At 40.3% G+C, this 15102-nt stretch carries 9 protein-coding genes and 3 pseudogenes; 8 read left to right on the top strand and 4 right to left on the bottom strand.

The window, feature by feature from the left end; genetic code table 11:
* Nucleotides 1–13 precede the first annotated feature (13 nt).
* The 6 genes and pseudogenes from glgC (at nt 14) to rluF (ending at nt 7530) form a co-directional block, all read left to right on the top strand.
* Nucleotides 14–1311, top strand: a pseudogene (gene glgC, locus ACRWSG_RS20520) (glucose-1-phosphate adenylyltransferase).
* Between the two features lie 123 nt (nt 1312–1434).
* Nucleotides 1435–2973, top strand: a complete 1539-nt coding sequence (locus ACRWSG_RS20525) for a glycogen synthase (RefSeq protein ID WP_462167406.1) — start codon at nt 1435–1437, stop codon at nt 2971–2973.
* 91 nt (nt 2974–3064) lie between these two features.
* Nucleotides 3065–4277: pseudogene (locus ACRWSG_RS20530) on the top strand (EAL and HDOD domain-containing protein).
* Between the two features lie 7 nt (nt 4278–4284).
* On the top strand, nt 4285–5367 hold the full coding sequence (locus ACRWSG_RS20535) for a DUF418 domain-containing protein (protein WP_082389199.1): 1083 nt from the start codon (nt 4285–4287) through the stop codon (nt 5365–5367).
* 50 nt (nt 5368–5417) lie between these two features.
* The gene (locus tag ACRWSG_RS20540; protein ID WP_462167407.1) at nt 5418–6497 is read left to right on the top strand and encodes an ABC transporter substrate-binding protein; all 1080 of its coding nucleotides are present in this window, start codon (nt 5418–5420) and stop codon (nt 6495–6497) included.
* A gap of 89 nt (nt 6498–6586) precedes the next feature.
* Nucleotides 6587–7530, top strand: a pseudogene (gene rluF / locus ACRWSG_RS20545) (23S rRNA pseudouridine(2604) synthase RluF).
* Between the two features lie 72 nt (nt 7531–7602).
* On the opposite strand, the gene ACRWSG_RS20550 reads toward rluF, so the two are convergent.
* The 3 genes from ACRWSG_RS20550 to ACRWSG_RS20560 all read right to left on the bottom strand — a co-directional run bounded on the left by ACRWSG_RS20550 (nt 7603) and on the right by ACRWSG_RS20560 (nt 12956).
* Complete coding sequence (locus ACRWSG_RS20550; RefSeq protein WP_462167408.1) at nt 7603–8145, bottom strand: hypothetical protein; 543 nt, start codon at nt 8143–8145, stop codon at nt 7603–7605.
* 654 nt (nt 8146–8799) lie between these two features.
* Nucleotides 8800–11871 carry an efflux RND transporter permease subunit gene (locus tag ACRWSG_RS20555; protein WP_462167551.1) on the bottom strand — a complete coding sequence of 1024 codons (3072 nt, stop codon included), beginning with the start codon at nt 11869–11871 and terminating at the stop codon, nt 8800–8802.
* Nucleotides 11871–12956, bottom strand: a complete 1086-nt coding sequence (locus ACRWSG_RS20560) for an efflux RND transporter periplasmic adaptor subunit (RefSeq protein WP_462167409.1) — start codon at nt 12954–12956, stop codon at nt 11871–11873. The genes ACRWSG_RS20555 and ACRWSG_RS20560 overlap by 1 nt, the downstream gene beginning before the upstream one ends.
* A gap of 117 nt (nt 12957–13073) precedes the next feature.
* Between ACRWSG_RS20560 and ACRWSG_RS20565 the strand changes: the two genes are divergently transcribed.
* Together ACRWSG_RS20565 and ACRWSG_RS20570 are read left to right on the top strand one after the other, a co-directional pair.
* Nucleotides 13074–13985: a LysR family transcriptional regulator gene (locus tag ACRWSG_RS20565; RefSeq protein ID WP_462167410.1), complete on the top strand. Its 912-nt coding sequence runs from the start codon at nt 13074–13076 to the stop codon at nt 13983–13985.
* Nucleotides 13969–14277 (top strand): MGMT family protein, encoded by a 309-nt coding sequence (locus ACRWSG_RS20570; RefSeq protein WP_462167411.1) that lies wholly within the window; start codon nt 13969–13971, stop codon nt 14275–14277. Before ACRWSG_RS20565 ends, ACRWSG_RS20570 begins: the two co-directional genes overlap by 17 nt.
* Here the strand turns inward: ACRWSG_RS20570 and trhA are convergent.
* Complete coding sequence (gene trhA / locus ACRWSG_RS20575; RefSeq protein ID WP_462167412.1) at nt 14274–14903, bottom strand: PAQR family membrane homeostasis protein TrhA; 630 nt, start codon at nt 14901–14903, stop codon at nt 14274–14276. The genes ACRWSG_RS20570 and trhA overlap by 4 nt on opposite strands.
* Nucleotides 14904–15102 lie beyond the last annotated feature (199 nt).

Below are 15102 nucleotides of genomic sequence, written 5' to 3' on the forward strand. Positions count from 1 at the left end.
GACGGAGAGAGTTATGCCAAGTTATGCAAACCGATATATAAGTAGTTTAACAAGAGAAACGTATGCCCTCATCCTAGCAGGAGGGCGAGGTTCACGTTTACATGAATTAACAGACTGGCGTGCTAAACCAGCAGTCTATTTTGGTGGCAAACACCGAATCATCGACTTTCCACTGTCGAACTGTATAAATTCAGGTATTCGTCGAGTTGGTATTGCTACTCAATATAAGTCGCACTCGTTAATTCGTCACGTAAATCGTGCATGGGTCATTTCAAAAAAGAATTGGGAGAATCAGTTGAAATACTTCCTGCCTCTCAGCGAAATGGAGATGACTGGTATTGTGGTACAGCTGATGCGGTATTCCAAAATATGGATATTATCCGCCATGAGCTGCCTAAGTATGTGATGATCCTCTCGGGTGACCACGTTTATTGTATGGACTACGGTGGTTTGTTGGCTAAACACGTTGAGACAGGTGCTGATATGACGGTATGTTGTATTGAGGTACCTTGCGAAGAAGCGGCAGATACATTTGGTGTAATGACAGTTGATGAAAGCAATCGTGTTCGTCGTTTTGATGAAAAACCTGCTGAGCCTACTTCTGTGCCTGGTAAGCCAGGGACCTGTTTAGCATCAATGGGTAACTATATTTTCAATACTGAGTTCTTATTTGAACAATTGAAAAAAGACGCAGAAACTGAAGGTTCTGGCCGAGATTTCGGTCACGATATTATCCCTGCTATCATCGAAGAGCATAACGTATTTGCATACCCGTTTAGAGATGTACATGATGGTCAGCCATACTGGCGCGATGTGGGTACACTTGACTCATTCTGGGAAGCCAACATGGAGCTGGTAATGCCACAGCCACAGCTTGACCTTTATGATCCAAAATGGCCAATTTGGACTTACCAAGAGCAGTTACCACCTGCTAAATTCATTTTTGATGATGATGACAGACGTGGTATGGCTGTTGATTCAACAGTATCAGGTGGCTGTATTATTTCAGGTTCTAAAGTTAAGAAGTCACTACTTTTCTCAAATGTATATGTTCATTCATTCTGTGAAATCGAAGAATCCGTAATATTACCAGGTGTTAGAATCAACCGAAATTGTAAGATTAGGCGTGCTATTATTGACCGTAACTGTGAGATCCCCGAAGGACTTGAAATCGGTTACGATAACAAAGTCGACAAAGAAAATGGCTTTAGAGTCTCGAAAAAAGGGATTGTGCTGGTCACTCGTGATATGTTGAATGAGCTTGCAAAGAAGTTAGAGCAACAAGAGCAAGATAATAAACGCCTTGCTTAAGCAATCGCGCTAAGACAAAAAGGGAGGGCATGTCCCTCCTTTATTTATATTTGAATAATACCAGTTTGCTTAATTAAGTATTATTGCCAATTGGTATAAAAGTTTTATGGAGTACTGCAAAGCATGCATGTATTGATGGTAGCTGCAGAGAATGATGCATTACCGAATGCAAAAGTCGGTGGTGTAGCGGATGTTGTTAGAGATTGCCCTAAAGCGTTAGTAGAAAAAGGCCTTAGTGTTGATGTGGTGATCCCAGATTATGGCTTTGAGTATTTAGAGCGGCATCACATAGGTGTAGTGCACGTGCCCTTTGCAGGTCAAATGCAAAAACTGGATGTGTGGAAGCTTGCTAAAAGTGAAGAAGGTATAACGCAACTGCTTATTTCTCATCGGGAATTTAGCCGTCATAACGGCGCTGTTTATTGTAATGATGAACCGGGCCGTCCGTTTGCAACCGATGCAAGTAAGTTTGCTCTTTTTAACGCTGCTGTTTGCGAAGCCTTATTACAAGGGCTTATTCGCACGCCGGATGTTGTGCATTTACATGATTGGCACAGTGCTTGTGTTGCTCTATTACTTAAAACAGATAGCCGCTATAGAAAACTAGCTCACTTATTTTTAGCTTACACAGTACATAACCTTGCATTGCAAGGGATACGTCCTTTCAAAGGTGATAGCTCAAGCCTAGAAGCCTGGTTCCCAAGTTTAGGTTATAACGGCGAAAGGTTATGCGATCCGCGCTATTTTGATTGCTTTAACCCAATGCGTACTGCTATTAACCTGGTTGATAAAGTACACCTTGTTTCGCCAACTTATTGCCAAGAAGTACTGCGTCCAAGTGATGCTGAAAAAGGCTTTTTTGGTGGTGAGGGACTTGAAGCTGACTTGCAGGCTGCCTATGAACAAGGGCGTGTAGTGGGCATTCTTAATGGCTGCGAGTACCCAGGAATGAAGCTTGAAAACATCAGCTTAGCGAGTCTTTATCAACATGCCGAAAATGCGTTATTTCAATGGATGGCAAAAGGCCCAGTATTAAATCCAAGCTATTACATAGCGCATCAACGATTACTTCAATTTAAAACTCGGCCGTTTTCTGGGCCATTAGTAACCAGTGTGGGTCGTTTAACGGACCAAAAAGCACTGTTACTTCGTCAGCCTTATGATAAAGGGCTTGTGTTAGATGAGTTATGTCAGCGTTTAAAACAACATAACGGCTACATGATTATTTTAGGCTCAGGGGATACTGAACTTGAGCACATCATGACATCAGTTATGGCACGTCAAGATAACCTGCTATTTTTAAAAGGTTATGCGCATTATGTTGGTGAATACATGTACCACTTAGGCGATTTATTTTTAATGCCAAGTTCATTTGAGCCGTGCGGTATTAGCCAGATGTTAGCAATGCGAGCAGGACAGCCGTGCTTAGTACATGGTGTAGGTGGTTTACGTGATACAGTAGAACATCATGTGAGTGGTTTTAGTTTCCAAGGCGAGAGTTTGGCATCACAAAGCTACGAACTTGTTACTAGTTTTAGTGATGCGCTTGAGCTTAAAAAATCGCAACCAGAAAAATGGTGCTCAATATGTGAACAGGCTCGAAATGCCCGTTTTACGTGGCAATCCGTTGCAGAAGGCTATTTATCTGGCTTATATCAATAAAAAGTAAGTGATTCATGGTAATTAGGTGACTTTTTTACCAATTTCAGCTATTAATTACTTAGTGTGATATAAAATAAGAAAAGTAGGTAAAGTGGCTGTATTTGTTGCTAGGCAAGCGGTCTTTAATCGTCGTCAACAAGTTGTCGCCTATGAGCTACTATTTAGAGATAGTTTACAAAATAGTTTTCCTGATGTGTCAGAGAGCACGGCAACGGCTCGCCTAATTATGGAAAACCAGCTCAATTTAGGTACTCGTCATATAACGTCGGGTAAAAAAGCATTGATTAATATTGGTCCAGAGTCTTTGAAGCTGGACCTTTGCGCATTTTTGCCAACAAATGATGTCGTGATTGAGTTACTTGAAACCATTGAGCCAACGGACGAAAATTACGAATATTGCCGTGAGTTATTTCATAACAACTATAAATTAGCGTTGGATGATTTTGTTTACCAACCCGAATGGGACCGTTTTTTAAAACTTATTCGTTTAATAAAGTTTGATGTTCAGCAAACCCCTTTTGAAGAATTATCCGATTGTTCATAAATTAAAAAAGTATCAAAAGATAAAGCTATTAGCTGAAAAACTCGAAACAGCTGATGATTACGAAAAAGCGCATAAAATGGGCTTTGATTTTTTTCAGGGTTATTTTTTTGCTAAACCGAAGATGATTCAGCATCGTGATATTGATTACAATTATGCGCTGGTATTATCGATTTATGCACAAGTCATGCGCCCAGATCCAGATATCAGTGAAATCGCTGGTTTGTTTTCTTTAGATACTGCACTTGCTTATAAACTGTTACGTTTAATAAATAGCGGTGTTTTTCCTATAAAGAGTAAAATTGGCTCATTAAAACAAGCGCTTGTTTATTTAGGTCATGAACGACTTAAAAAGTTTGTTAGCCTAATTATTACTGCCCACAGTGCCCAGTCAAAACCAGCCGAGTTGACTCGGCTTTGTGTTGTAAGAGCCCGTTTTTGTGAATTAATCGCTCAGCGTGTTGCTAAACAGCAAACTGGTGAGGCATTTTTAACAGGGCTATTTTCATTACTTGATGCCATATTAGATCAACCTATGGAAAAGTTATTGGATAGATTGCCGTTTCCTGACGAAATTCATGCTGCTCTCATGCAAGAAAAAAATATCCTCTATTACATACTTGAAACGGTTAAAGCGTACGAAACTGGTAGCTGGTGGGCGCTTGAACAGGCTGTTGCCTATCTAAGTATTGAAAGCGCAGATCTTCCCAAGATATACGAAAATGCAGTAAATTGGAGTGATAGCTGCAGGCAAAACCTATAAGGGATTTATGCGCAATATAAATATGGATGTGTTACGGGGTATTGCGGTACTCGGCTTGATGTTTATGAACATCTACACCTTTGCTGTGTTTGAGTATGACTATACCCCAAGTGCTACGCCACCCTTTTCAGACTCGCTAATTTTCACTATTAATACCGTGTTTATTGATGGGCGTTTTAGAAGCCTTTTTTGCTTGTTATTCGGAGCATCTTTAGTTATTCAATGGCAGCTTTGGCAAAATGTTGAAAAACAACATAAACGGCTAAAAGTTTTGGCATTTATAGGCCTTGCCCATGGTTTTTTATTATGGGCTGGTGATATTTTGTTTATTTATGCTTGTGCAGGCTGGTTAACGCTTAAATTTAGTCAGCAAGATGAAGAAAAAAACTTGCGTATGGGTATGTTGTTTTTACTTCTCGGCGCCTTTATTTCATTCTTACTTACCTTTGTAGAGCCAGATTTTAACCCTGTAACGAGAAGCTCTGAGAGCTTTTTAATGGCGTATGATGCAGCGTATTCTTCTTACTTCGCAGGATTCGTCAGTAACTTTTTGGTATTTATCATAATGCTTATTGCTGTACCCCTTATCACTGTGTGGATGGCCGCAGGGTTAATGCTGATGGGTGTCTATTTATATAAGAAAGGCGTATTCATTCATGGTTTAACAAACTCCCAGTTCAAGTTGATTGTTCCAGCTGCGATAAGTTTAACGGCCCTGAGATTAATAATCGATCCAAACCAGAGTGTCTTTATGTACGCGATTGTAGAACCAATTAATTGGTTGGCTGCTTTATCCATGGCTATTTTTTATTGCCACATTATTGTGAAAGTAGTTAAGAATATCCCTAATAACTGGTTGCTGCTACAGCAAGCTGGGCGTATGTCATTGACGTTATATTTGATGCAAACAGTCATATTTATATTGTTTTTTAAAGTTGTATTTCCTACTGCTGCGCTTAGCTTTGATAGAATAGATTACTGGTTAGTTATTGCTGTTATGCTTGTTTTTCAATTGTTTTTTTGTAAAGTGTATAGTATGTATTTTAAACAAGGTCCGTGCGAGTTAATTTGGCGAAAATTATCTAATTAATTCCTCGTATACAATAATTATAATAGAGTGAGGCGGTAATGCGGATTTGCTTGTTTGTTCTAACCTTGCTTAGCTATTCACCGCTATATGCTGGCGAGCAATTCTCTGTGCTGTTAGTTAACCCCTCAGTTAAAAGTGATTTATTTTGGCAAAGAGTGACTAATGTGATGCAGGTTGCTGCCAAGCAAAATAATGTCGCTCTTACAACAATTTATGGCGGTGGAAATCGCCACATTCAATTAGCTGAGCTGAAACAATACCTTCAATATAACGCTAAACCCGACTACGCAATTTTAATTAATTACCCAGGTGGTGCAGAGCAGTCAATGACCTTGCTTGAGCAGCACAAAATTAAATTTATCACTCTTGAAGAAACGATTGTTGGCGTAGAGCGAGACGAAGTCGGTAAACCCCGTCAGCGCTTTAAGTATTGGTTAGGTGAAGTATTTCACGATAACTTCAAAGCCGGTGAGCAACTTGGCAAAGCCTTACTTGATGAGGCAATAAATACAAAGCAAACGCCTCATTTTGTTGCTATTAATGGCCATTATGGTACTGAATCTGACACCCGCAGTGATGACCTCGTTCATTATTTACGTAAACAAGATGTTGAGCTTGAGCAAGTTGTCTATGCAAATTGGAGTAAGCAGGAGGCTGCGAATAAAGTAAGCCGATTATTGCAACGACACCCTGATAGCAATGTGATTTGGTGTGCGTCTGATTTAATGGCGCAAGGCGCCCTAGAAGCTGTGAAAGGTAAAACAGATAAAGCCTATTTCATAGGTGGCATAGACTGGCTTGATGATAATTTAGACTTAATTGAACAACAAAAACTCACTGCCAGTGTTGGCGGACATTTTATGATGGGAGCGTGGGCACTAATTAGCGTGGTCGATCATCATAATGGCAACCCTTATTGGCAGAATCACGATGCGATTAAGTTTAAGCTTGGTGTGATCACAAAGCACAATATTCAAAGTTACCGCTGGCTAAGAAACATCAAAGATTGGTCGGTTATCCCTTTTGAAGCCTTCTTACTGCAAAACAGTAAAAGCACTGAGTACGCCTTCGATTTTGATACGCTACATAGTTTATTGAGCGAAAAGCCCAAAAACGCAGCGCAACAGTAAAAGTGTAGTCAAAGAGCCTAGATTCTACCTAGCTTGGTAAAGGCTTCTGGTATAAACTAGCGGCTTTAAAATCCAGACAGAAGTGTGCCATGACAGAGTTAAAGCGATTAAATAAATTTATCAGTGAAACAGGTTTTTGTTCACGCCGTGAGGCAGATAAATATATTGAAGAAGGTCGTGTTACTGTTAACGGCAACTTGCCTGAAATGGGCGTAAAAGTCAGTGACGCCGATGATGTACTCATTGATGGCAAGCCTTTAAAAGCAAAGCCTAAGCTGGTTTATATTGCCTATAACAAACCTGTTGGTATTACTTGTACGACTGAGCGAAAAATCCAAAGCAATATTGTTAAAGCAGTTAATTACCCAGAACGTATTTTCCCAATTGGACGCTTAGATAGACCTTCAGAAGGCTTAATTTTCTTAACTAACGAAGGCGACATCGTTAATAAAATTCTTCGCGCTGGTAATAATCATGAAAAAGAATACGTAGTAACGGTTGATAAACCACTTAATCGCCAGTTCGTTAATAAGATGGCAAATGGTATTCCTATCCTCGATACCGTTACTAAAAAGTGTAAGGTTAAACAAACCGATCGCAGCAATTTACCATTGTGCTAACACAAGGCTTAAACCGCCAAATACGCCGTATGTGTGAATATTTAGGCTATGAAGTGGTGACTTTAAAGCGCACACGAATTATGAACGTGACCCTAAAGGGTTTAAAAGTAGGGCAGTGGCGTCACTTAACCGAACAAGAAATGGCTGAGATCAATAACTCAATTGCCGACTCAGGTAAAACGGAAGAGCGTTCAATTGATGAAAACAAACAGCCAACGCAAGCTCGTGCGAAGCAAAAGCCACGCAATGAAGAAGAAAAAAAGCGCGACTTTTCTAAATACGTGAAAAAAGCACGCAATGATGCCAAGCAAGGTCAATCAAGATCAAAAGCTGGCAATCCACACTCATCAAAACCAAATCAAACGAAGCGTAGCAGTACTAAACGTACAGGTACATTAAGCCTGAAAAAGTAAGCTTCAGCGCATTAGAGCCCTGACTAGTCTTTACTGGTTCCCTCAGGGTTCTAAATGATACTGATTTCAACCTTAGCCTTTATTAGGGTAAATAGCATCATCTTCAAGACGGTCTCTTTTCTGTTTAAATTCTTTTTTAGTGAGTTTTTTCGAGATAATATCGATAAGTTGATGTTTTCTTACAAAGAATAGCTCTTTTGTATTGTCATCTTCAAATACTAATAGCGCTATTTCATTGTTTTTGACACTTGCTTCAATCAATTTGAGTCCATTCACAATCAAGTTAGGTCTAAAATACAGAGCAATCTGACTGTATTGTGGAAAGCCGTAATGAGATTCAACAGCGCGGCTTGAAACAGAATCACACCCAAGTTCAAAATCGGCTGATTGTTGCCCTTCACAAATATCTGCGATTGGCGTGCCGATTTCCCCAAAAATCCATCTTGAGTTAAATATCAATCCATTTTGTCCTTCAATTGCTAAAATAGCATCAGATAAAGTTTCAACGGCAACGTGAAAAGCCACATTAGACTCATGCTGATAGTATGCTTTTTCATTGGCACTTAAAGTACCACTGAGTATTGCAATCAATAAGTAAAAACCACTTCTAAACATCTTAATTCTTCAAGTACTAAATCAGCAGAAATAGGTTAGCACACAAGCTGATAAGTTAATCATTAAACAGACACCCACTTTATTTAGAGCCATAACCAGATCATCAAAATGGATAGCCACGTTAAATAAATTTCACGAAAGCTAGTGCGCTTCCCCAAAAATGGACACCCACTTTAAATGGAAATCCACTTTAAAAGTAACTAGACACCCATCTTAAATAACGTTAACTAGACACCCACCTTAACCCACCTTAAATAACAAAAATTTATTAGACACTGGCGAGCTCTCGGCACCCGACTTTACCGAGAATAATAAATAAGTTAATGATTGATAGCTGACCAATGTTTCACGACTAATAAACTGGGTTATCAATGGCTACTTTTCAGAATGCATTTATCTTTATTGCATCTCTATTGTTTGTTGGTTATGGGGTGTTGGGATTACTAACGAATAAAATTCGTGTAGGTAGCCGAAGTTATACAGGGAGCATTAGCACCACCCATAAGCACCAAGAACCAGTGCGTTTTTATTTTTGGTGTTGCTTATTTTTATTTGCTGGCTGTGGAGGATTTTATTACCTTTTAAAATAATAGGTAATAAAGAAAAAGCCCTAACAGTTTGCTGATAGGGCTTTTGGTTGAGAGTCAATCTGTATTAATTGGCGTGACGCTGTTTAGGTACTTTGATCTTAAACAGCATGGTATAGAGCACAGGCACAACAATCAGTGTTAGCACTGTCGCAAAACCAAGACCAAACATAATGGTTACCGCCATTGACTGGAAGAATACGTCAAATAGCAGTGGGATCATGCCTAAAATGGTGGTAATTGCTGCCATAGCTACAGGGCGAACACGGCTTACACCTGAGTCAAATACTGCTTTGTAAGGGGCTTTGCCGCTATCAAGTTCAAGGTTAATTTGATCAACTAATACAATGCCGTTTTTGATGAGCATACCGCTTAAGCTCAGTAAGCCAAGCAATGCCATGAAGCTAAATGCTGCATTCATTAGTAATAAACCAGCTGATACACCCACAATGGCAAGTGGCACTGTTGCCCAAATCACTAGAGGCTTTTTAACTGAATTGAACAGCAATACAGTTATAGCGAACATGGCTAAGTAACCAAGAGGTAATGAGCCAAAAATCGCTTTTTGCGCATCTGTTGATGACTCATATTCGCCGCCCCATTGCAATTCATAGCCACGAGGTAGTTCAATAGCTTCTATGTCTTTGCGAACACGTGCAAACAGCTTCGCTGGAGTTTCATCGCCAATAACATCGTGGTCAGCCATTACAGTGATGGTACGCTTACGGTCACGTCGCATGATCAAGCTGTCTTCCCATTCAACAATAAAATCATCAACTACTTGTGTCACCGGTACAAAAACACCTAACACAGGGCTGTAAATTTGTAAGTCACGCAAGCTTTCAACGTTTAAACGCTCTTCAGCAGGTGAGCGAGCAATAATTGGCAGCATTTGCGTGCCGTCTTTATATACGCCCACTTGTTTACCCGATAAGCTAGTTAACAGCAGCTGATCAAGGTCAGATTTGGCAATCCCTAAACGACGGGCTTTTTGCTCGTTAAATTGCGGACGAATTAACTTCGAGCGAGCACGCCAATCGTCACGAATATTAAATGCCCCCGCATCTTGATGCAGAATGTCTTTCGCCTCTTTTGCTAATTGGCGAAGTACCACAGGATCAGCACCAGAAAAACGCGCTTCAATTTTTGCATCTGTTGATGGATCAATTTCCATACGTTTTACTTTGAGCTGAGCATCAAGTACATGCTCGTGTTGGTAATCGCGTACTTTTTTGATCATGGTTGTAACAGCTTCGCGGTCTTTTACTCGAATAATCAATTGTCCATAGGCTGGGTATGATTTTTCAGGTGCGTAAGTCAGCATGAAACGCGGTGCACCTTGACCAACCGTTGTGGTTATTTCTTCAACCAGTGGGTCGGCTTGTAAGAATTTTTCGAGCTTTGCAACACCATCCATAGTGGTATGAATATCAGCGCCTTGCGTATGCCAATAATCAACATAAAACATAGGAGTATTCGATGCAGGGAAGAACGACTGCTTGATAAATTTAAAGCCATAAACTGAGCTAACAAGCAGGATCACCATCAGCAGTAGCGTAGTTTTACGGTAACGCATTGCTGTATGCAACACGCCTTTATAAACATTGAAAATAACACCTTGATAAGGGTCTTCATCGTGATGCGGCTGTTTTTCAGTGGCTTGTTTAAACATTAAATCAGCGAAAAAAGGCGTTAAGGTAATAGCTGTGATCCAGCTTAGTAACAAGGAAATAAATAACACCCAGAACAAGCTGCCAGCAAACTCACCACTGGCATCTGAACTCAAGCCAATCGGTGCAAAGGCAGTAATTGCAATAACCGTAGCCCCCAGTAATGGCCACTTGGTTTGATTAACAATGTTAGTCGCCGCTTGCAGTTTTGTTTGTCCGCGTTTGAGGTTTATTAATATGCCTTCGGTTACGACAATGGCATTATCTACCAGCATCCCTAAGGCAATGATTAAAGCACCAAGCGAAATTCGCTGTAAATCAATGGCAAATAACTTCATGAAAATGAAGGTACCTAGTACGGTCAGTAGCAGTATTACACCAATCAATACGCCGCTCTTAAAGCCCATGAAGACTAAAAGCACGATAATAACAATGGCAACGGCTTCAAGTAGGCTGATAATAAAGCCACTTACTGACTTTTCTACTTCAGCAGGTTGGTTATAAACGCTGTTTATTTCCATACCATGTGGTCGTTGATATTCCAGTGACGCTAAATGGGCATCAATATTTGCGCCTACATCAACAACGTTAACGCCTGTGCTAAATGACACGCCTACCAGTAATGCTTGCTGCTGGTTATAGCGAATAATATTGTTAGGGACTTCGGCGTACTCACGAAAAACGGTAGCAACATCACCTAAGTAAATAAGCTCATTTTCACCTGGCTTAGAAATAAGTAAGTTTTCGAGCTCTTTTACGTCTTTAAATTCACCGGTTGGGTGTAAGCGAATTGATTCATCGCCAACACGCACTTTACCAGCGTTCGACACGCTATTTTGAGTTTGTAAAAGCTGATAAATACGATTAGGCGAAATACCTAACTGAGCAAGCTTGCGGGTTGAAATCTCAACCATGACTTGTGCTTGTTGCTCACCACCCACGGTTACTTTACTAACGCCATCGACTAAAACGAGTTCACGTTTTAAATAATCAACGTAATCTTTAAGCTCATCGTAAGAATAACCATCGCCACTGACTGCATACATCACCCCGTATACATCGCCAAAGTCATCCATAATCTTGCTTGGATAAACACCAGAGGGCATCGACGATGCTTGATCGTTAATTTTCCGACGCAGTTCGTCCCATATTTGGCGTAAGTCTTGTTTACGGTAATTGCTTTTCATTTCGACGGTAATTTGCGATTTACCCGGTGATGAAATACTGGTTACGTAATCAACATACGGCAGCTGTTGAATTGCATTTTCAATAGGGAAGGTGACTTCTTCTTCAACCTGCTGCGGTGACGCGCCCGGATAAAGGGTGATCACCATGGCTTTTTTTAGGGTGAATTCAGGGTCTTCAAGTTGTCCTAAGCCAAAGTAAGCGACGGTTCCACCAATAAGTAGAAACAGCGCGAACATCCAGCTAATGACTTTTCTTTCAATAGCGAGTGCAGCAAAGCTCATTATAAGCCTCGCTCTTTTTGCCATGGACGCACTTTCATGCCTTCTTCTAAAAAGTGCACACCAGCAGCCACAACGATTTGGCCTTCTTTAATACCTGATAGTACTTCAATGCCATCACGGTGTAATTGGCCAACTTCAACAGCTTGCTTGTGCACTAAACCGGTGTTTTCGTCATAAATCCACACAAAGCTGTTGTCGTTTTCAGACTCAGTAGGCTCTGAGAATACCGCCTCAACAGGCAGCAATGTATAAGGTGATTGTGAACTGGTGATTTTGCTTAAGTCTATATCAACGCGGCCAGTCATACCGGCAAGTAGATTAAAATCTTCTGGCACAGGTAATGAAAACACAACTTTATACGTTAAAGTAATTGGGTCGGCTTGGGTATCAAACTCTTTAATGGTTAATTGATATGACTTGTTTGGATAACCATCAAATACAACATCAGGTTGATAGTGAACGTCTTTATCGATGCGTGCAATGAGTTTTTCAGGCACTTGAATAACCACATCCATTAGGTCGCGGGTTTCAAGGCGTAGGATGTTTTGTTTTGCTTGAATGTTTTCAAAGTTTTTCACAAATACCTTTGCCACAGTACCCGCGAACGGCGCGCGTAATTCGCTATTATCTAGGTTGGTTTTGGCAATTTTAAGCGCTGACTCAGCAACTTGTTTATTAGCAAGGGCTTGGTCTAACTCAGATTGGCTGGCAATTGAGCGGTTAAATAGCTTTTGCACACGCTCAAGTTGAGACGCTGCAAGTTCATAACGTGCTTTGCGCTCATCATATTGCAGTTGAAAATCTTCAGGATCCAGTTTGGCTAAAAGCTGGTCTTTCTCAACGTGTTGGCCCGCAAGAGCAGGGAACTCAAGTAACTCACCATTTACTCGAAAGGCAAGGTAAGATCCTTGGTTAGCAACCACTTCAGCAGGAAAGCTGCGAATGCTCTGCTCCGAATTATTACCAATATTAAACAGTTTTACAGGGCGAACTACCGGCTCTGCTTCACCTTGTTGTGCTTGCTCTGAACATGCCGCAAGTAACAGAAACATACTGCTCATTAACACGGCGGGTGCCAATCTCATTGTCTTCTCCATAGATAAGAAAGCATAAATTTGCTGCAGGATACGCTGCAAAGATATAAAATAAAAATTATTAAATTTTAGAAACAGCATAAGTTTTATTTATATAGTTTGCCATTAATGAATTTAAATCAATTAATCATTCTAGATGCTATTGTGCAAAGCTCTAGTTTGAGTCAAGCCGCACTTAAATTGCATAAGACTCAACCTGCGCTCACGCTAGCGATTAAGAAGCTGGAGTCAGAGCTAGGTTTTGAGCTGCTAGACCGTAGTCAATATCGATTACACTTAACTGAAAAAGGCCGAATTTTTTATCGAGAAGCCCGACAATTGCTTAATGCAAACAGTGAGTTAAGCTCACTCGCTAAAGAGCTTGCATTAGGTAATGAGGCCAATTACAAAATATGCTACGAGCAACTTTGTCATCAAAACAGCTATAACCAAGTGATCAGTCGTACATTTAAACGTTTTGCCAGTACAGAGTTTAGTATTTCTTCAGGTAAACGTTTTGTATCTCTTGAGCAAGTTAATAGCCATGAGGCTGATTTAGGAATTGGCCCTTGGTTTGATTTGTTTCATGCAACAGGGGATCTAGAAAGTTTGCCAATTGGTAAATTTGATATAGGTATTGTCAGCGCGCCTGATGTGGTGCCAAGTTCAATCACCTTTTCAGAAATTCAAAATTACCCGTGTTTAGCCATGTTTGAAAGCGACTTGAGCTTTGATAGCGATAGGCTTTCTTATACCTTAGGCTCTGCATTAATGAAAATTGACGATATAACCAGTGTTAAGTCGTTTTTACTCTCTGGTGCAGGCTGGGCAATGATCAGTTTGCAACATTGCCAAGCAGAAATCGACGCTGGTTTATTACAACAAATTAAAATAATCGATCGTGAACACCAGTTTGGTGCAGAAATTCGTGTATTTAGACAGCACTCGGTTCATCATGACCCTGTTGCAAGAGCTATTTGGCAAGATTTTAGCGAGGTTAGTAAACACTATTTGGAGTCGAGTCGTGCAGCAGGCAACTAAAGAAGAGTTAATTTATACCATTATTTGTGCCATTCCTGAGGGGAAAGTTGCCAGTTATGGGCAAGTAGCAAAGCTTGCGGGATACCCTAATAACTCAAGGTTGGTGGGGCGGTTATTAAAAGTGATGCCCGAGGGATTAAGCATTCCGTGGCATCGGGTGGTTAATAGTCAGGGTAAAATATCGTTTCCTGAAGGCAGCAATAAGTATCTTGAGCAACGACAAAAACTACTCAGTGAAGGTGTTACCTTTAATAAAGCTAAAATTAACATGCGCCTGTACCAGTGGGACTAATATACATACAAGCTAATTGATAAGTAGTGACAAACACAGCCAACTAACACGAATACATGCCAAATTGCATGACTGTAATGGCGGGTTTTAGCGCTGTAAAACACAGTACCTAAACTGTAGGCAATCCCGCCAGCTAGCAGCCACCATAAAGCGCTTAAATCAAGGTTCAAATAAAGTGGGTAAACAAGTGCTAAGGCAAACCAGCCCATCAATAAATAGGTAGCGAGAGAGACTTTCTTATTCGTGTTTTTGACCAGTAATTTATACGCAACCCCACTCAGCGCTAAAGACCAAATAAATACCAAAGCGGCAATTGCCCAAGCCCCAGATAACGAAATAACTAAATAAGGCGTGTAGGTACCGGCAATAAGCAAGTAAATCGCACAGTGGTCACATTTTTTATAAATGGCTCGTATACGCTCTCTGGTACTGGCGTGATATAAGGTCGAGGCTAAAAATAATACCAGTAGGCTTGAGCCGTACACGATGGCACTTACCGTAGCTGACACAACTTTAGATTGTGAAATTAAGTCCCACAGTACATATACCGCAAACAGGACTCCCATGCCGTGAGTAAGCACGTTAAGTTGTTCTTCTTGGCGTGAATAAGGGAGTTGTTCTGTCATATCTATCTACTAAAAATGAGTGAATAAAACATTTTCAGTGTACAAGTGTGCGCTGAAGTTGGCAATGCTTATTTTTTTGCTAAATATTGGTCAAAACATTTAAATTCGTTGGTTTTATTAACCAACCCTGAATGCGCTTAAAAAATTAATTTGTTTTTAAATCGTTAAAAATCAATAAATTAAAAAATATTTTCAGGAT

The organism is Pseudoalteromonas sp. GB43 (genome assembly GCF_054923805.1).